We start from the raw sequence: 20,330 nt of genomic DNA on the forward strand, positions 1-20,330 counted from the left end.
GTAACCCCTTTGTCACCCCTTGTTTTTTTTTATCCCTTGGCAAGCACAATAAGTTTGTGGTGTTGTCTTATGGCAACGACCTTTTTGTGGTGACTTGCTCGGCCCTGTGCTGCAGAACGCGACCGGGTAGGCCACGCAAAAACAGTTCATTTTTAACCACAAAAATTAAAGAGATGAAAACACAAAAACTTTTTTTACGGGCTACAATACTTAGTATCTGTTTTCTGACTGCATGTATTTCATGTAGTAAAGATGAAGGTACTACAGAAACGCCTATTGTAGATACTGATGGTGATGGTATTGCAGATTCGATGGATGATTGCCCTACACAATCTGGTCCGAGCAGTAACCAAGGGTGCCCCGAAGGTGTGGGTGAAATTGTAGAAACCGAAGGTCAAATTACGGAAGATGATTTTGAAAAATTTGCAGGTGAACTTGGCATGGTGATCAATGCCCGAAACATTGCGAAAAAAGGATATACTCCGGCAACGGCCGAAGTAAGTATTACAGCGACCAATGGTGATTATTCGCAAACAGTTGAAATTGAACAAATCACTTTTATGGGGCAAGTAAGTATCGCTATCGAAGGATTAAGTGAAGTGGCTTTGCAAGAACTTGAAGATGGCGTTGCCGTAAGCATCACAATTAAAGATAACGACGGGAATACCATAATTTTCCAAGAGCGATCAGCGGTCATTTTTAGACCCAATCCTGAACCTATACAGTTAAATATAGCAGATTTAGAGGAAACTGAAGCCATTAACACCATTGCCCTTAAAGAAGATACACCATACTATATGCAAACGGTGAATAGCAATGGAACACCATTGGAAAGTGCGTTAAGGGTCAACAGGAATAGTGGGTTTGGCAATATCATGACCAGATCTTCAAATTCTACGTTTTCAGGTATTGAAACCCAGCCCGACTTTATTTTCAATTTTGTTCCGTTTCCAGATGAACCAAACACCTATGCCATAAAAATACAGGCAGACGGCAAGTTTTTCTCAGTAGCCAATGGCCTCACTATTCAAGGGCAAGTCGTTGACGCACCAAGACTGTCCTTTTTTGACTCTTTTGAAGAAGTACTGAATGCAGCTAATGTTGACGATTACAAATTCATCATTAAAAAAGTATCCGATGGCGTTTACAATCTCGTCTCAAAACCAGGCAATAGAACGGTAAAAGTGAAGGGAGGCATAGGGTTTGTATTGGGAACGAACGATGATGATGTTTTGTTACGGATTATTTCCAATTCTCTGGAATGGAGCGCAGAAAACATCAGCACAACGTTTTTAGCACCAATATTGTCCGCACCGGGTACCGATTTTGGCGCCAATAGCACACTCACCAATTGTGGTACTGGAGAGCTATCACAAACAGTGGGCAGTGACGAGTCGGTATCCATCACAAATTCTATAGGTTGGGAAGAAAGCTTTTCATTAGCAACTTCAGTAAGCACAAGTGTTTCTGCCACCGTTGGTACAGAGTTCGAGGCCGGATTTTTTGGCAATACTGCAAATTATAACGCATCGGTTACTTCAACCTTGGAGGCAAGCGTAAGCATGACTTCTGAATCTTCTGTTTTCAGCGAATCTGAAAGTACTACAACGGAAACTATCTTCTTTCAACGTACCGTTACGGTACCACCGGGCAGCGCATCTTTGGTGTATGACGTTGCGCAGATATATGACAATACCAAAGTACAATTTGTACAGCGTTTTCGATTAAGGGCCACAGAATCGAGTGGCTCCCTTTCCGGTGAAGAGCTCCGTTCGCAATTACAGTTCAGTCGTTTTTCCGGAGTAGTATTTCAGGTTGGCACAGATTTCATAGATATCACGGTCAAGGGTACTGCAACTTTGGGCAAGGTACTCAGTGCCAAAAGCGAAGTACAGGATGTGGCAGCCAATTGTGGTGGGTGAAAATTTAATGTGAGTTAGTCATTTAAAAACAGGCTTTCGGGCCTGTTTTTTATTTTAAATAGATTTAGAAAATGTATCTTTAAAACAAACCAAAACTCTATGAACTCTAAAATCATCTTTTGGTTTTTGTTTGTTTGTGTCATATCTCCCCCGCTCTGTGCCCAGCAAAATCAAAAATTGGATAGCCTTTTAAAAGTCTATAACGGTCTAGAAACAGATTCATCAAAAGTGCATACTGCAAATGCCTTATCCGAACTGTATTATCAAAGCGACCCGAAGCTTGCTCATACCTATTCAATGGAAGCCCTAAAAATGGCAAAACAACTGGACGATAAGGCTGGTATCGCCAAATCTTTTTACCGTTTAGGAAAATCACTAATGATTGTACGTAAATTAGATTCTGCTAAAATTTATTTTGATAAATCCTTACAACTATATGAATCCCTAAAGGATAGTCGTGCAATAGGTCTCGTAACCTACGATAAAATACAGCTATTATATCTTATTCCAGATTATGAAGGAGCGTCGGTTTCCATCAGAAAAAACATAGCGAAGTACTCCACTTCCCCTATAGATTCTTTAGTCTTACTAAAACTACATTTGATAAGTGCTAAAGTAAATATGCGGCAAACAACATATAAAAAAGGTTTTGAGGCTGCATTAAAAGCGCTGGCAATTGCAGAAAATTTAAATTTAGAAAATGAAAAAGTGAAAGTCAAAAGTGCACTGGCCTCGTTATATCATTATACCGACAACAAAGCAAAATCTATTGAAATAAAGGAGGAGCTGCTTGACATCTATAAAAAACAAAATAACCAACGAAAAATAGGATTAGCACTCAACGATTTAGGAAATTCCAACTATGTTATAGAAAACTATGACATCGCGCTAGAGTACTTACTTGAAAGCCTAACCTATTCCCGAGAAGTAGAAAATCAAGGACTAATTGGCATTACCCTATTCAATATTGGTAAGACCTATATAAGATTAGGACAGACCCAAAAGGGTATCGATTTTTTAAAGAATTCTATCGAACACTCTAGATACATTTCAAAACATGCGCTTTCAGAATCTTGGGCGCTAAAACGACTAGGAGCCGTATACACTGAAGAATTAAACAGGCCAGACAAGGCCTTACCCTATCTTAACCGGGCAATTGCATTGGCAGATTCAATAGGCAATAAGGACGACCTCTATCAATCGTACAGAGATCGAGCGCAAACCTATGCATCTTTAGGTGCTTACCAAAAAGCATTTGAAGATCATGAAAAGTACAAGACAATTAATGATACGGTCCACAATATTGAAAGAACCAAAGAAATAGAACGATTAAAGACCGAGTTTGAAACAAAAGAAAAAGAACAACAAATTGCGTTACAAGAAAAGGAAATAACAGTTTTAGAGCAAGAAGCTTCTATCGGTAATTTGCAACGGATCCTAATGGGTATAGCCTTATTATTATCTATAATGGGAATCTATGCCCTCCGTCAAAAAATGAAACGCAATAGACTCGAAAAAGAAAAAGTTGATGCCGAACTTGAATTTAAAAAGAAAGAATTGACCACACATGCCTTGAATCTTGCACGTAAAAATGAAACATTGGAAAACCTAAAACAAAAAGCGCAAGAACTGAAGGAAAAAGAAAATACGGGAATAGGTTACAACCAACTAATACGTTCCATCAACTTTGACCTACAAGATGATAATAATTGGGAGAATTTTTCTCGCTATTTTGAGGAAGTACATAAAGACTTTAATAGCAATATAAAGACCAAGTACCCCAAGGTTACCACAAATGAAATACGTCTTTTGGCGCTTTTAAAAATGAATCTTTCCTCAAAAGAGATTGCCAACATTTTGAATATTTCTTCAGAAGGTATCAAAAAAGCACGTTATCGTCTGCGGAAAAAATTAGATATTACTACGGAAGACTCTTTACAAGATTTGGTGTTAAGCCTTTAAAAATTATGAAAAAAACCGCTTTTCTACTATTGATTATTGCCGTATTCTTACCACGAGAGGTTAAAGGACAAAAAGAGCTTGATAGCCTTTTGAACTCCTATCCAGGAAAAAACAAAAGAGTTGATAGTCTTATAAATACTTATAGGACTATAAAAAATGATAGTTTAAAGGTTGATGCGATTGCTAGATTATACTATGTTTTTCTTTATGAAAAACCTTATCTAGCAAAATTATTAGCATTTGAGGAATTAAAGGCATCAGAGCATGCTAATAATGAAATGTGGGTTGGAACATCTTATTATTATCTAGGCTCATATTTTGAAAATATTGGAAAGCTTGATTCTGCCAAATATTATTACAATAAATCATTGGCAATTTATAAGAAATTAAAGAAAGATGGTAGTTATGCATCTACATTAAGTTCGCTTGCTGTTATTGATGATATAACAGGAAATTATGAGGCATCTATTAAGAAGTATGGGGAGGTTTTAGATATATATAAAAGAGAAAACCTTTTATATCAATATGCAATTACAAAAGGAAATCAATCCAATGTTTATATTAATAAGGGGTTTTACAAAATTGCATATCAAGAAACACTAGATGCCTTGCGCGTTTTAGATACTGTTTATAAAAAACCATGGCGTAAAGCAGATGCCCAAAGACAATTAGCACATATAGAATATTTAAGGAAAAACTATACAAACGCGTTAAAGTACTTTAAAAAAGCTGCTAAAATATATAGAGATCAAAAAGATAATGTTTACTTGTCAAGTATTAACAACGATATAGGTAATACCTATTATTATTTAAAAAAATATGATTCGGCCATTAATCACTTAAATGAAGGATTAAACTTGGCTAAAGAGTTTAATATTTCAGAGAGTGAAGGTAATGCACTCTCTCACCTAGGTAAAGTCTACACAAAAAATGGACAATTTAAAAAAGCACTTGAACATCTTAACGAAGCATTGAAAATTCATGTACGGTATAACTATAATACTAACATTCTCATAACACAAAATGAAATAGGAAATGTTTATTTGAATTCTGGGCAACCAAAAAAAGCAATCCCTTTTTTATCTAAGACTATTGACAGTGCAACGGGAAAAGGTCCTATAAATGAGTTAAAGAATGCACACAATTATAGATTTCAAGCATACTATAAAACAGGAAATCTAAAAAAAGCGATAGAAGATCAGTTGATATTTCAAAAATTGAAGGATTCAATATTCAATACTATAAGTTTACAACAGATCGAGGAACTTCGTGCCATCTACGATACCGAAAAAAAAGAACAACAAATTGGGCTTCAAGAAAAGGAAATCACAGTTTTAGAACAAAAAGCTGAAATCAGCTCGCTTCAAAAAATACTACTTGCCGGATTATTAGTCATATCATTGATTGGATTTTATGGTATTCGACAGAAACTAAAACGAAATAAACTAGAAAAAGAAAAAGTTGATACCGAACTGGCTTTTAAAAAGAAAGAATTGACCACACATGCCTTGAATCTTGCTAGAAAAAATGAAACTTTAGAAAATCTTAAACTCAAGGCCCAAGAATTAAAAGAAAAGGAAAATACAGGAACTGGTTACAACCAACTCATCCAATCCATCAATTTTGATTTACAGGATGACAACAATTGGGAGAACTTTTCACGTTATTTTGAAGAAGTACATAAAGATTTCAATAGTAATGTGAAAAGCAAATACCCTAATGTGACTTCAAATGAATTACGCCTTTTGGCACTTTTAAAAATGAATCTTTCTTCAAAAGAGATTGCCAATATCCTCAACATTTCTCCTGAAGGCATCAAAAAAGCGCGTTATCGACTGCGGAAAAAGCTAGATATCACTACTGAAGACTCTCTGCAAGACTTGGTGTTAAGCCTTTAGTTAATTTTTGTCAATTCGAGTGCGCTACTATCAAGTGGCGTGCATCGAGAATGTTTGAAAAACCAATATTTCTATACTTCTCGATACGATTTTTATATAAAAATCACTCGAAGTGACGTTTGCATTTATTTCTCTTACCCCATTAAGAATAGGGCTTCACAAGGCTGTCTACCCATTGTCCCGTAACTATTTTTAAGGTGTCCACCTCTTGTCCACCCTACTTTTTTTATTCCTCAAAAAGAGCGCTTTAGGTTTGTGGTGTCATCAGAATTCTATATGAACTCATGACAACCAGTTTTGTGGTCTTGCTCGGTTAGGAACTGCAGTCCAATAATCGAGTAAGTCACACAAAACAGAATTAAAGTTTAACCACAAAACAAAAAGTGATGAAAACAAATTTTAAATTATTAAGTAGTTTTTTTATGCTACTATTCTTAATTTTAGTAGTAGCATGTAGTAAAGATGGTTCCGAAAACGACCCAACGGACCCAACGGACCCAACAGATCCAATGGTTGGAAATACCCTTGCAGAAGTAGTTGCAAGTGGCGATGCATTTGAAAATTTTCCACCCAATATAACCGAAACAGAAGTTGCGGGAACTGAGACCACGGCAGAAGATGATTTTAATCGTAAGGATAGTACCAATCTTAACAATACCATAGAACAGCGATGGGTCTGCACCGAGAAAGAAGTTGATATCACCGGTGGATCCCATACTTTTCCTTTATACAACCCCAATGCCTCGGTTATTTGGCCGGGCAACCTTTTACAAGGCAAAACCCTTGGGGATGCCACTCCCAGAGATATCGTTGTAAAACGTGCTGCTGGCACCATTACCTACGATCTGGTTAATGGAAATCAAACCGCTACCAGAAGTGTCGATGTTATTGATCAAGGAAGCGTGCAACAAGCCATGAACGATATTATAGCTGGCAGCGGCGACGCACCAGCACGCTTTACTTTAGATGTTGTAGCCATTAATTCAAGAGAACAGTTAGCAGTTGAAATGGGGCTAAGCGTTTCTAATTTTACTACAAAAGTTAACGGCGATTTTAGTTATAACAGTAGTAGTGATGTAAGCTCAGTATTGGTAAAACTCACACAACAATATTATACCATGAGTTATGTAAAACCTACCAGTCTTGATGAAGTTTTTGATTCTAGTGTAACCCCAGAGCAATTGGCAACTTTTGTTCAACCAGATAATCCTGCAACATTCATCTCATCTGTAACCTATGGCAGAATCTTCTATATGTTATACGAATCATCGGCATCTGCCCAAGATATGGAAGCAACCTTAAGAGGTTCATATAATGCCGTTGCCGGAAAAGCCAAGGCTGAGGTCAGTATTAATAAATTAAGAGAATACAACAACTTACAGGTAAAAGTTATTGCTTACGGGGGAGACTCTGAAGGAACCTTAGAAGCAGTAGGCTCGGTTTTTGCTGGCGACGAGGCGGTTGACAACCTTAAGGATATTGTTGACCGATTAGCACTTGCCGGAAATATTGAAACTGGATTACCCTTATCTTATGTCGTTAATAGTTTAGAAGACCCAAGTCAGGTTGTAAGCACTAATTTAGCCACGCGCTACACCATAAAAAATTGTGAACTAAAAGGTATTTTACCACCCTTTATATATTCCGACCTTGATGGTCTCTTTGAAGACGGTATTGGAGCAATGTTGAATATTTCAGAATACCATGTATTGGTTTTCAATAAAACGGGTGATCGCTATGCATGGTACAATGGCAATTTACCTGGGGTATATAAAGATGGAGCAGGCGAAGATGCACTGCCCATACTTTTTGCAGTAAATGAAGCCAATACAGAATTCCCTTTAGGACCTTTGGGCAATGTACCCGTAGGTAGCGTAGGCGCTGCTGTGAATTTTGCGCCAAATGTGGTCTATATTTTTAATGACACCGGTAACCTATGTAATATAGCAACGGTAGAATCAGGAAATATTCCACCAAACAGTTTACCTACTGGCCAGGTGGTCACCTACTCTGACAACAAAGGTTCACCAATATTCAATGTCTTTGATATTTTTGGCAGCAATGACCCTGGATCTGCAGTTTTTCAACTTACCAATGGTATTGGCGCCGGCGTACGACTAGGTGGTGAAACCATGGCCTTTTTTAATCGTGAGGATGATAAATTTCAACAATATTTTTCCGAAAATAATGGGCGGTTCGAAGAACCAGTATCCTCTGTACTGTGGCTAACCGATGATAACGAAGGAGGAAGTCTTTTCCCTAATGTAGGTGCTGGAACCAGATTCAACCCAGGTGGAGGAGGTTTAAGATATCTCTTTGTCAATGAAGAGGGCACTGAAATCATAGAATGGATATCACAAGGTGCTTCCAACGGTCAAAACGACCTCTTCCAAGGCCCATGGGTAATCAATTAGGTTTAGTTTGAGTTAGTTAAAAACAAAAGCCTCGGGAACCACTCCGAGGCTTTTAAAATAAAATCAAAACCAACCTAAACACATGAATTAACTAATTCATATTTTTTTAAAGGTTAAAAACCTTTTTCATAACAATTTGTAATTAAAACAACACTCAATAAAAAAACCCTACCTACTTTTTCGATTATTTTTGAAAAAAATAAAAATTGGAAAAGCAAATCTTTGAAAAACTTAGAAGAGAACTAATCAATGGACACTCCAAAAAAGGGCATCCGTTCCGCTATTTCACCTTAGCAACCATTGGTAAAAACAATAGTCCACAACAACGAACCGTGGTGCTCAGAAAAACAGATTCAAAACTTGAACTCTTATTTTACACCGATAAACGTTCGAGTAAAATTCAACATATACTCGATAACAAGAACGTTTCGGGTTTGTTCTACCATCCAAAAAAACTTTTACAGGTTAAAATCGAAGGTATTGCAGAAATAGTTGATGATACAAAAACACTAGCATCGCTCTGGAGCGGGATACCCATAAAATCAAGAAAAGACTACACCACAACCAAAGCGCCAAGTAGCTTGATCAGTAACCCTGATGAAGTGGATTATTTAAGTGAAGGGAATCATTTTTGCGTAGTCCGCATTATTCCTAATAAAATAGAATATCTGCGTTTAAAGCGGCCAAACCATCTAAGGGTTTTGTTCAAAAAAGAAGATGAAGAATGGAAAGGTGACTTTTTAGTTCCTTAACCATCCCTTGCATAGCACTTCGAAAAGTTCAGTTTGACAATTGAAAGTGATACTATCTAATTTCGGATGACCAAGAATTCGTTTTTTAGCGGCTTCAAAGCATCCATGAGCATAGGTATCAATGTTTCACCATACTCCAAATACAATTCTGAAAAATTAAGTTGACGTTCCTGTAAAGATTGATTTGGAAACAATTGATTCTGTAATTCTGTTAGCCGCACTACATGGTCTTTTAACTTCCGTTTTTGGGCCTTAAGCAGTCGCTTTTCTAAAGCATCCAAACCTTTTTTTTGTTTTACTTCTTGCGCTTTTACAGCACCTAAGAAAGACTTGTCTGTTTGTTCCGCAAGCTTATACATATCTGCAAATTGCTGTTCTATGTGTTTCTTCTGACTTGAAAAATCAATGTCAATATTGGAAATCTTTCGAATCTTTTTATTGATAAGCTGATTCTGTTTTAAAAACAAATCTGCCATTGACAAATCCATTCTTTTGACTTTGTCGCTTTGCTTTTCAGTAATTACCAAAGCAGAATTACGAAGTAAAAGCATGGGAAAAGTAATATCCAAAGCTTCAAAATATGCTTTCAGCTCCAACCAATAGGCCAATTCTCCACCTCCACCGATATAGCATAAATTAGGAAGAATAACTTCTTGATATAGTGGCCTTGCAATAACATTTGGTGAAAAACGATCAGGATAGGCTTCCAGTTCCTCTTGCAATTCTTTAGCGGTAAAATGTATTTCTGTATCATTTACAAAGTACGTCCCATCTTTTTCTACAATACGTTCTCGAATGGAATCTTTTAGGTAGAAATAATTTATCTCTCTTGGGTTTACCTGTATTTTATAATTATCTGAAATGGATGCTAATTCATCAATAGATTTTGAAACTATTTTATGAGGAAGCTGTTCAAAAATGTCCTTTTTGGCATACGGTATCAGCAAACGTTTTAAATCTGAATCATCTCCATCCACTATTACCAATCCATACTGGCCAAATAATTCGTTTGCCAAAAAACGTGTGGCTTCAGTCAGCGTCGCATGTTCTAAATACGCTTTTTGAAAAAGTGTTTTTAAGTAATGGGCATTGTCTGTTTCACCAAACTCATTGGTAATCACTTTATACACAGTATCTAGGTCTTCCGTTGATAAACGCCCTACGCCACCAGATGCCCTATTGTTCCATTGAACCTTCTTTCCTTTAAAGTTAAAGTAATTGATTTCATCAAAGTCGTGATCTTCCGTCGCCATCCAATAAACAGGTACAAAACTAGCATTAGGATATTCTTGCTCGAGTCGGTTGGTTAGATTAATAGTAGAAATAATCTTATACAAAAAATAGAGCGGCCCGGTAAACAGGTTTAATTGATGCCCGGTAATAATTGTAAATGTGCTTTTATCTGCAAGGGAATTTATATTAGAAACTGTATACTCAGAAGCGTCGATATTAGCATACTGCTTCGTTAGTGAATCTACTAATACCTCTCGATTTTTTTGTGGAAAATTTGTTCCTTTCTCTTCTATTTGCTCTCTAAAATTTTCAAGCTTTGGTAATCGGTTATAAAAAAGTTTTAGCTCCTTTTTCCCGTCTAAATAATCACAAATTAATTCAGAAAAATAACCAGTTTCCCTAAAAGCAATACAGTCTACTTCCATAAAAAGCGTAAAAACGGGTTAAAGATAAGCCTCTTGGTTTTTTCCATTCCTAAAAATACGTTAATTGCCAAATATTGTTAGCTTTGAGTTTGCACAAAACCAGACAACGTATGAATCGTATTTTACTTTATTGCACCCTTTTTGTTACTGCCCTATTAAACGCACAAGACATTAAATCACCTTCAGAATTTTTAGGCTACGAATTGGGGACAGAATTCACCAGACATTATGAGGTAGTCGACTACTATGAATATTTGGCAAAAGTGGCCAAAGATCGCGTACAATTAACAGAATATGGGCAAACCAATGAGCGCAGACCGTTATTACTCGCCTATGTATCATCCGCTGAAAATATATCGAATATTGAAGCTATTAGAACTGAACATTTAAAATCTACGGAAGGCGAAGGAAATGCTTCAAAAGCAATCGTTTGGCTAAGCTATAATGTTCATGGAAATGAGAGTGTAAGCACAGAGGCTTCTATGCAAACCATTTATGAATTATTAACTAGCAAAAGTGATTATTTAGAAAATACGGTTGTTATTATAGACCCCTGTATAAATCCTGATGGGCGAGACCGTTACAGCAATTGGTACAATCAATATAAAAATGCACCACATCAAATTGATCCAAATAGCAAGGAACATCATGAAGGTTGGTGGAGTGGTCGCAGCAACCACTATATGTTCGATTTAAACAGAGATTGGGCTTGGTTGACACAGGTAGAGAGTCAGCAACGAATCAAGTTTTACAACAAATGGATACCGCACGTACATGTTGATTTTCACGAACAAGGTGTAAACAACCCCTATTATTTTGCCCCGGCCGCAGAGCCCTATCATGAAGTCATCACCAATTTTCAAAGAGATTTTCAAGTGACCATTGGTAAAAATCATGCAAAATATTTTGATGCCAATGGATGGTTTTATTTTACCAAGGAAATTTTTGATCTATTCTATCCGAGTTACGGCGATACCTATCCTACATACAATGGCGCAATTGGCATGACCTATGAACAAGGTGGTAGCGGTCACGCCGGTTTAGGAATTACAACGCGCATAGGTGACACGCTTACCTTAAAAGACCGTATTGCCCATCACCACACCACCGGACTTTCAACAGTAGAGGTGGCCGCTAACAACGCAGCTCAATTAAACGCTGAGTTTAAAAAGTTTTACCAAGGCAAAAACTACAAATACAAAAGCTATGTTCTTAATGGCGATAAGGACAAAATCAATGCATTGGCAAAGCTTTTAAGCCATCATGAAATTGAATATGGAAAAGGAGCTAACGCCACAGTTAAAGGTTTTAACTACGCTACAAATACCTCTGGTTCATTGAAGATGAACGAAAACTCTTTGGTGGTTTCCACCGACCAAAAGAAAGGTACTATGGTCAAGGTTTTATTTGAACCCAATGCAAAATTGAGTGATTCTTTGACGTATGATATCACCGCTTGGTCATTGCCTTATGCGTATGGATTAGATGCTATTGCCTCTACAAACTCGATTAACCAGACTAAATTTAAATTATCAACTACGACAAATGTTGATATCAATAAAGATACATATGCCTATATAGCTGATTGGAACAGTATGGATGACGCAAGATTTTTAGGCAGTCTTTTGAAAGAAGGCATTAAAGTTAGAAAGAGTTATTCACCGTTTGTAATTGAAGGTAAATCTTTTAAAAGAGGAAGCCTCATTATTACAAAAGCGGACAATCAAAATCATAAAGACTTTATTGGCACTTTAAAAAAAGTACTCCAAAAAAACCTGAATATAAAACTAACGAGCGTTAAAACAGGGTTTGTTGATTCAGGTAAAGATTTTGGTTCTTCCTATGTTCAAATGATAAAACAACCTAAAATCGCGATACTATCTGGTAGTCCAACATCAACATTGCGTTTTGGCGAAATTTGGCACTTTTTTGAGCAGCAACTACATTACCCGGTCACCGTTCTAGGTTCTGATTATTTTAAAGGGTTAGATTTAGATGATTATGATACTTTAATTTTACCCGGAGGTTGGTATGGTGATTTTTTTAAGGAAGAGCAGCTGAAAAAATTAAAAGAATGGGTCAAAAATGGTGGCAACCTTATCGCAATGGGAGGATCCATCAAAGCAATTGACGGAGAAAAAGGTTTCAGTATTAAAACAAAAAAAGCAGAAAAAGACAGCACCGCAACTGATCCTATGTCTCATGAAAATTGGCAAAGAGAGAGCGTTAAAAATGCTATCACCGGTGCCATTTTTAAAGTAAAAGTAGATAACACCCACCCACTGGCCTATGGTTATGAACAAGACTATTTTACACTGAAATTAGGTAGTGATGCCTACGATTATTTAGACAGTGGTAATGCTGTGTATCTAGAGACAACTACCAAACCCGTGTCCGGTTTTGCGGGCAGTGAAGCCCAGAAGAAGATTGGTAAATCACTTATCTTTGGTGTAGAATCTTATGGCTCGGGCAACGTAGTTTATTTGATTGACAATCCGCTATTTAGAGGCTTCTGGGAAAATGGAAAGTTATTCTTTGCCAATGCCCTATTTATGCTTAATTAAATCGAAATGAAAAATTGTATTCTTATCGGCTTAGGCCTTTTTAGTTTGACTTTTGCAATGGCACAAGAAATTATAAAATTACCCATCAAAGGAGATGAAAATGTAACTTGGGAATATCCTGAAAGAGAGTACTTTTCAGAAATATGGCAGAACCAAGTAGTTACGAATGTCTCACAACCTACTATGCAAGTCTTTCAACCCAGCCCAGAAAAAAATACGGGCACGGCGGTAATAGTAGCGCCTGGTGGGGGGTTATTTGCGCACAGCATAAACAGCGAAGGTAATGATGTCGGTGAGTGGTTAGCACAAAGAGGAATTACCACCTTTGTATTAAAATATAGACTTGTGCCCACAGGAAAAGATGGTGTTGCCGATATCACAGAATTTGCAAGTTCAAATCCTAAGAAAATTGATGAAAAAGTAGCTAAAGTATTGCCTTTATCCATTCAAGATGGACTGAATGCTATTGCCCATGTTCGAAAAAATGCATCCGATTATGGCATTAATCCTTCAAAAATAGGCTTCATGGGTTTTTCTGCCGGAGGAGCGGTTACCATGGGTGTAAGCTATAATTATTCCGAAGAAAGTAGACCTGATTTTTTAGTTCCAATTTACCCTTGGACTCGCGTAATTGAAGTAAAACAGCCTAAAACAGATGCTCCGCCAACACTTATAATTTGTGCAACAGATGACCCATTAGATTTGGCCGAAGGGTCTATTGCCCTTTATGAATCTCTACGAAAATCGGAGAAATCTGTGGCCTTGCACATGTACTCAAAAGGGGGGCACGGATTTGGTATGAAAAAACAAAATTTACCATCTGATCAATGGATCCAGCGTTTTTACGAATGGTCAATCGCCGAAGAAATAACAGTGCTAAAAAATTAATACATGCGGTTTGGCTTTCTCACGGTACTTGCCCTATTCTTTTTATGCTCCATAAATGCACAGCAAGGCTTTCAAAAAGAAGTTGATGAAATCGTTGAACGAAATGACTCTTTATGGAATTCATCTAAAAAAACTATAGTTTTCACCGGAAGTTCTAGCATAAGACTTTGGAAAGATCTTCAGGAACGTTTTCCGGAACAACCTATTCTAAATACCGGTTTTGGAGGCTCTCAAGCCTCAGATTTGTTATATCATTTACAGAATTTAGTACTGCGTTACCAACCTAAAAAGGTATTTATTTACGAAGGTGACAATGATATTTTTGCAAAAAAAAAGCCAAAAAAGGTTATTCAAACAACCCAAGCTATCATTCAGCGAATAAAGAAAGAAAATAAGAACACTAATATTATTTTAATCTCCGCAAAACCGAGTATTGCCAGATGGGCACTTAGAGGAAAATACAGACGTTTAAACCGAAAATTAGAGAAATTGACCTTATCGGACAGTAATTTATATTACGCAAACGTATGGGACATTATGCTCGATGGCAGAAAAGTAAAGAAAGATCTTTTCGTTGATGATGGCCTACATATGAATGCCAAGGGTTATGGGTTGTGGTATGAAAAAATTAAAATTTTTATGAAATGATAAAATCTGTCCTTTCTCAAAGTCTTTTACTTTTAGGCTTGATCATTGGTGTTTCTTCATGTGCTGAAAAGAGAGAAAAACTTATTCTTCCTGAAACAGATTTAGCAAAAGAGGCACTTATACCGATGCCATTAAAAGTAATTCCAACGAACTCTGCTTTTGCCCTAGACCAGTTTACAGCCATCTATACCTCCCCAAGAAGTGAGGGCTTAAATAAGGTTGGGGCCTTTCTCTCTGAAAAAATCAATGCTAAAACTGGTTTGCGTATACCCGTTAACACTATTGAAGGAACTACGGTAGAACGAATAATTTACATAAATCAAGTCGATAGTGTTGAGTTGAAAGAAAAAGAATCTTACCAACTCTATATTAAAAAAGATTCCATTATTCTAAATGCGAAAACTACTGAAGGGGCTTTTCGGGGGATTCAAACTTTAAGACAACTGATTCCGGAAAAAAGCAACGACACTTTAAATGATCGTTCCATTTGGCCCATACCTACCGGTAAAATTATTGATCGACCCAACTTTGAATATAGAGGGGCAATGTTGGATGTTGCCAGACATTTTTTTAGCGTTGAAGACGTAAAGAAATATATAGATGTATTGGCCTATTACAAAATAAATGCACTTCATCTACATTTGACCGATGATCAAGGATGGCGTATAGAAATAAAATCTTGGCCAAAACTTACCGAAATTGGAGGAAGCACAGAAGTTGGCGGTGAGTCTGGAGGCTTTTACACCCAAGAAGACTACAAAGAAATTGTAGCTTATGCCCGCAACCATCATATGATGGTGATACCAGAAGTAGATATGCCGGGGCACACCAATGCTGCTTCGGTTTCTTATCCATTTTTAAACGGAAATGGTAAAACGCCCAAACTTTATGAAGGTACCCATGTTGGCTTTAGCACTTTTAATACAAGAAAAGATACCACTTACGCTTTTATCGATGACGTAGTTCGCGAAATAGCGGCAATCAATCCTGACCCCTATTTTCATATTGGTGGCGATGAAAGCGATGTTACCAAACATAAGGATTATGTGTATTTTATTGAAAGGGTTGAAAAAATTGTAAATAAGTACGATAAGAAAATGATTGGTTGGGATGAAATTGGGCAAGCCAATTTAGATTCTAACTCAATTTCTCAATTCTGGAGACATGAAGATTTCATTAATGAGGCCGTTAAAAAAAATATGAAGGTAATATTATCACCGGCTAAAAAAGCTTATTTAGATATGCAGTACGACCCACTTTCTAAACATGGCTTACACTGGGCGGCCTACATACCCGTAGATACCGCTTACGTTTGGACACCTGAAACCTATAGCGGAATACCTAGGGAAAATATTCTTGGTGTTGAAGCACCATTATGGTCAGAGACCATTAGCACTATCTCTGAACTAGAATATTTAGCTTTTCCAAGGGCCATTGGGTATTCAGAACTTAGCTGGTCTGTTGAAGAAAATAGAAGTTGGGACAACTACAAAGAGCGACTTGCTAAGCAAGCTCCTTTTTTAGAACGTATGAACGTTAATTATTATCCATCTAAATTAATTGATTGGAAATCTAATGTAAACTCAAAATTGGACAAATGAAATCAAAATTAATAACATTAACAGCTTGCCTTACCTTGTTCTTAGGCTTTTCACAGGAGAATGATTCCAATTCTGCCAATAATGCAACGGTCTACTTTGTTAGGGCCAGTGGATTAGGTGCACTTATAAACTTTACTTACTTTGACGGGGAAGAACCTATTGGGAAATTTAATGGTCCAAAATATTTAAAATACGAATGTAGCCCGGGAGAACACTTATTTTGGGCAAAATCCGAAAACAAGTCTTTTGTTGAAGCCAATTTAAAATCTGGAGGAATCTACATTATAGATGTAGTTCCCCAAATGGGTGGTTTAAAAGCTGGTGTCAAACTAGTTCCCGTTGACAAAAACAATTATAAACTAAAAAAAATCCAAAAACTGCTTTCAAAAAGAGAGTCAGAAACTTTTGATGAAACCCAGCGTAAGAAAATTAAATCAGGAGAAACAGTGGTCAAGGGCATGGAAAGGTACTCCAAATTAAAAGAAAAGAACAGTGAGAAAATTGGTCTTTTATCAGAAGATATGACCGTAAATAAAGAAGATTTAATCTTTATTAAGAAAAAGTAAAAAGAATTAGGCTCTTGAAAACCAAATTTTCAAGAGCCGTATATTTATTTTTTGATACCCGGTAATCCCTGAGGTTTTTTTGTTTGCCACGAAAAAGGTTCTGCCTTTTGCTCTTTAGGCCATACCTCGTCCAACGAATCGGCATTATACATCTTTCCATTTTTAACCACATGAGAAATCGTATTGGTGTTTCTAAGATTGGTTAACGGATTCTCATTAAGTATAACGATATCGGCGAGTTTACCTACCTCTAGGCTTCCTAAATCACCATCTAAGCCGATTGCTTCTGCACCGATTATTGTTGCTACCCGTAGTGCATCATGATTATCCATGCCCCCACTCGCAACACTCCATAATTCCCAATGAAAACCAAGTCCTTGTAATTGTCCATGACTACCGATACCTGCAAGTCCATCAGCTTCAACCAGCTCCTTCATAAATTCAGCATGTTTTTTAAATACATGCTCTTCATCCATAAACCAACCTGGTCTTCTTCTAGATTTTCTGGCTAAATCGCCATAGGGCGTAAAGTATTGTATTTTTTTATCACCCCAAACATCTTCTCGGGAATAGTAATAATTTTCAGCCCAAGGACCGCCGTAAGAAACGAGCAAAGTAGGCGTAACGGCCATTTTAGACTCGGCTACGGTTTTCAACACATCATTATAAATAGGGTAAATAGGGAAAGAATGTTCATGCCCCGGATATCCATCTAACAATTGGGTCATATTCAATTTAAAATCCAATCCACCTTCCGTAGTAGGCATCAACTTAAGTTCTTTGCATGCTTCAATTACCCATTGCCTATGCTGTCTATTGCCCACCAAATACATTTTTATTGTCTTGGTATCAAAATAGTTACTGTACTGCTTTAAAACATCTTTGGTTTGCTCTAAACTATTTAACTTGTAAAACCAAAAACCTAGTCCAGGCCCGGTACTATAAATCCGAGGACCATCAAGTTGACCAGACTCGACCATATCCGCATAGGTCAATACATCCGTGGTTCCTGTTTGCGGGTCACGGGTCGTTGTTACACCATAGGCCAAATTTGCGGTATATGACCATACTTGATTTTTATGAATCCCCCAAGCCGGTCTCATGTGCGCATGAACATCTACAAAGCCGGGCGTTATCGTTTTGCCGATCACATCGATTTCTTTGGTTCCATCGGGCACAGAAAAACTTCCGGAAGCTCCAATCGCTTTAATTCGATTGTTTTCGATTAAAATATCTCCGTTCTCGATAACATTATTGCCATCCATTGTAATCAAACGAGCTCCTTTAAGTAATAAATTACCTTGAGGAATATCACGCTTAAAAGGAACTTTTATTTGTAACTCATCGGCTTCGAACTTCTTATCTTCTTTTTTCTCTTTATCGTCTTCTTTGTCCGTTTTGGTAGAGTCTGATTTTTTCTCTGTTTTCTTTAGTTCTTTCTCTTTCTTTTTGGCCGCTGAAACGCTATCTGCAAATTGCTTGCCCGCTGCCAGGTCATATCCGAAAAAACTAGACCCTAAAGACCAATGAACAGTTTTACTATCTGATGACCAAACAGGGAACTCGCCTCCCATTACGGTTAATTTGACCGCAGGAAAAGCAGCATTTTCTGCTTTTGCCAATGAAATAGTTGGTGTTTTTCCGTATCTGGGAATAGTTACCTTATAAATATCATTATTAATTTTCGCCAGAACCGATTTACCATCGGGAGATATACGAATTTCTTGCGGTTGTGAAGATTGGTCATTTGGTTCTTCGTTTCCATTTTTACCTGATAGAATATCATGCCCCCCAAATGCATCATGAAAAACATCTTGCGAACCATACGTTACTATCCCTTTCAATTTCAAATGTTCTTTGATATCTGAACCGTCCCATCGCATTGAGATCAGACCTTTACCCCCTTGATAGAGATAAACCCTATCATCAACTTTGGTAAAATGAGGTCTTACCCTTCCCTTTGTTTTATCAATAACATTAATAGGCCCACCATCCGCATTTATCCAAACCAAATCTTCAGCTGTTCTGCCTGACAATGGACCAACTAAATCTTCAAATACTTGTGCGCTTCCACGATGAAAAGCAATTCTATTAGAGTTATATGACCATTCAGGGTATGTATATACACCTGGCGTAGTTGTTAATTTGATGGCTCTTGCTCTTCCATCAACATTAACTTTGTAAACGTCTCCCCCACCTTGTTTCCAGGTAGTAAACACTACAAACTTACCATCAGGGGACCATGAAGGATGGGCCTCAATAAAATCGTTGTTTGTAAGTCTTCTAGGAGTACCATTAGGGTAATCCATTACATACAATCTATTCAACGCTGTAAACGCTAATTTTGAGCCATCTGGGGAAGGTTTGGCATTTCGTATTTGAGTCGCAAAAGCTTCGGCTTCATCTGTAATAGGATATTTAAACTGTAACAAAGGCCCCATGTCCAGCTTCACATCAACCGAAAAAGGAATTTCTGTGGCAGTGTTATTTTCAATAGAAATCGAATAAATCTTTCCACCATAAGAAGCAATTAGATTCTTACTATCTGGCGTAAAAGACATTGCTGGTAGAACACCTAATGGCGCTATTGATTCTTGCTCATCACGCTGCACGGGATAAGCCAGCCACTTCTCACTACCCGTTTTTAGGTTACGTATTACCAAGCCGGTCTCAGCTTCGAAACGAGTACCAAAAACCAACCAATTTCCATCTGGTGATAAGGTAGGCGTAAAGGCTGAACCATACATAGAAGTGATGGTCGCCATATCACTATCTTCCATATCATAAGTAGCAATTTGATATTGTGGAAGCTGCGCATTATAATTCCATGAACCGCGACGCTGAGAGAAGTAAAGTAATTTACCATCTGAAGAGAAAGCAGGGTCTATCAACTTTATGTTTTTTGGCTCACTTACCAACTGACTACCAGAGCCTCCATCTTTATGGTAAACATGAGGTTTTATATTACGTCTCCCTTTTACCCCAACTATGTAATCGCCATCGGGAGTCCACTCGGCCGAAAAGAAGTTATGTTTGCTCTCTTTGGTTATCTGTTTGTCTTCTTTTGAAGTCAAATCCATTGTCCAAATATTATCCGAGCCACTTTTATCGGATATAAAGACCAAGGATTTCCCATCTGGACTATATCTTGGATGCACATCATAAGCAATTCCTGATGTTATCTGCGTTGCTTTTCCCCCGGCTATCGGAATGGAATAAATATCACCCATTAAATCAAAGACAATGGTTTGTCCATCAGGACTTACATCCAATGAAATCCACGTGCCTTCATTAGTGGTAAACTCAACTGTACGTTCTGGTTCTAAAGGCAGTTCTTTTGTTGCCTTTTTGGTGGAATCTTTTTCTTTTTCTTGAGCTAAAGTGCTTGTAAAATTAAAAAGCACTAAAAGCATCAGCCAGATGCTTAGAATACGATTTTGCATGTTGGTAGTTTGAT

General features: G+C 37.4%; 12 protein-coding genes. 10 read left to right on the forward strand and 2 right to left on the reverse strand.

Translation table 11 applies throughout. The features are described from left to right. Positions 1-173: 173 nt before the first annotated feature. The 5 genes from ACZ1GR_RS04685 to ACZ1GR_RS04705 all read left to right on the forward strand — a co-directional run bounded on the left by ACZ1GR_RS04685 (position 174) and on the right by ACZ1GR_RS04705 (position 8,948). The gene (locus ACZ1GR_RS04685) at positions 174-1,922 is read left to right on the forward strand and encodes a hypothetical protein (RefSeq protein WP_472611065.1); all 1,749 of its coding nucleotides are present in this window, start codon (positions 174-176) and stop codon (positions 1,920-1,922) included. Positions 1,923-2,021: 99 nt separating this feature from the next. Beyond that, positions 2,022-3,884 (forward strand): tetratricopeptide repeat protein, encoded by a 1,863-nt coding sequence (locus tag ACZ1GR_RS04690; protein ID WP_472611066.1) that lies wholly within the window; start codon positions 2,022-2,024, stop codon positions 3,882-3,884. Between the two features lie 5 nt (positions 3,885-3,889). Next, complete coding sequence (locus ACZ1GR_RS04695) at positions 3,890-5,782, forward strand: tetratricopeptide repeat protein (protein ID WP_472611067.1); 1,893 nt, start codon at positions 3,890-3,892, stop codon at positions 5,780-5,782. A gap of 386 nt (positions 5,783-6,168) precedes the next feature. Continuing rightward, the gene (locus tag ACZ1GR_RS04700; protein ID WP_472611068.1) at positions 6,169-8,196 is read left to right on the forward strand and encodes a thiol-activated cytolysin family protein; all 2,028 of its coding nucleotides are present in this window, start codon (positions 6,169-6,171) and stop codon (positions 8,194-8,196) included. Between the two features lie 206 nt (positions 8,197-8,402). Beyond that, positions 8,403-8,948 carry a pyridoxamine 5'-phosphate oxidase family protein gene (locus ACZ1GR_RS04705; protein WP_472611069.1) on the forward strand — a complete coding sequence of 182 codons (546 nt, stop codon included), beginning with the start codon at positions 8,403-8,405 and terminating at the stop codon, positions 8,946-8,948. A 56-nt stretch (positions 8,949-9,004) separates the two neighbouring features. Here ACZ1GR_RS04705 and bshC read toward each other — a convergent pair whose 3' ends face one another. Next, positions 9,005-10,606, reverse strand: coding sequence for a bacillithiol biosynthesis cysteine-adding enzyme BshC (gene bshC, locus ACZ1GR_RS04710; protein ID WP_472611070.1), 1,602 nt, complete (start codon positions 10,604-10,606; stop codon positions 9,005-9,007). Between the two features lie 110 nt (positions 10,607-10,716). Here bshC and ACZ1GR_RS04715 point away from each other — a divergent pair, with 110 nt between their 5' ends. From ACZ1GR_RS04715 to ACZ1GR_RS04735, 5 genes are read left to right on the forward strand one after another with little or no spacing between them, the layout of a single operon-like run. Next, a complete protein-coding gene (locus tag ACZ1GR_RS04715) occupies positions 10,717-13,170 on the forward strand; it encodes a M14 family metallopeptidase (protein WP_472611071.1) in 2,454 nt (817 codons plus the stop codon). A gap of 6 nt (positions 13,171-13,176) precedes the next feature. Further along, positions 13,177-14,058 (forward strand): alpha/beta hydrolase, encoded by an 882-nt coding sequence (locus ACZ1GR_RS04720; RefSeq protein ID WP_472611072.1) that lies wholly within the window; start codon positions 13,177-13,179, stop codon positions 14,056-14,058. Between the two features lie 3 nt (positions 14,059-14,061). After that, entirely contained in the window at positions 14,062-14,706 is a 645-nt protein-coding gene (locus ACZ1GR_RS04725) for a GDSL-type esterase/lipase family protein (protein ID WP_472611073.1), read from the forward strand. Beyond that, on the forward strand, positions 14,703-16,307 hold the full coding sequence (locus ACZ1GR_RS04730) for a family 20 glycosylhydrolase (RefSeq protein WP_472611074.1): 1,605 nt from the start codon (positions 14,703-14,705) through the stop codon (positions 16,305-16,307). Before ACZ1GR_RS04725 ends, ACZ1GR_RS04730 begins: the two co-directional genes overlap by 4 nt. Further along, on the forward strand, positions 16,304-16,873 hold the full coding sequence (locus ACZ1GR_RS04735) for a hypothetical protein (protein WP_472611075.1): 570 nt from the start codon (positions 16,304-16,306) through the stop codon (positions 16,871-16,873). Before ACZ1GR_RS04730 ends, ACZ1GR_RS04735 begins: the two co-directional genes overlap by 4 nt. A 44-nt stretch (positions 16,874-16,917) precedes the next feature. Here the strand turns inward: ACZ1GR_RS04735 and ACZ1GR_RS04740 are convergent, their stop codons facing one another. Then, the gene (locus ACZ1GR_RS04740) at positions 16,918-20,316 is read right to left on the reverse strand and encodes an amidohydrolase family protein (protein ID WP_472611076.1); all 3,399 of its coding nucleotides are present in this window, start codon (positions 20,314-20,316) and stop codon (positions 16,918-16,920) included. Positions 20,317-20,330 lie beyond the last annotated feature (14 nt).

The organism is Croceitalea sp. W27 (assembly GCF_055693185.1).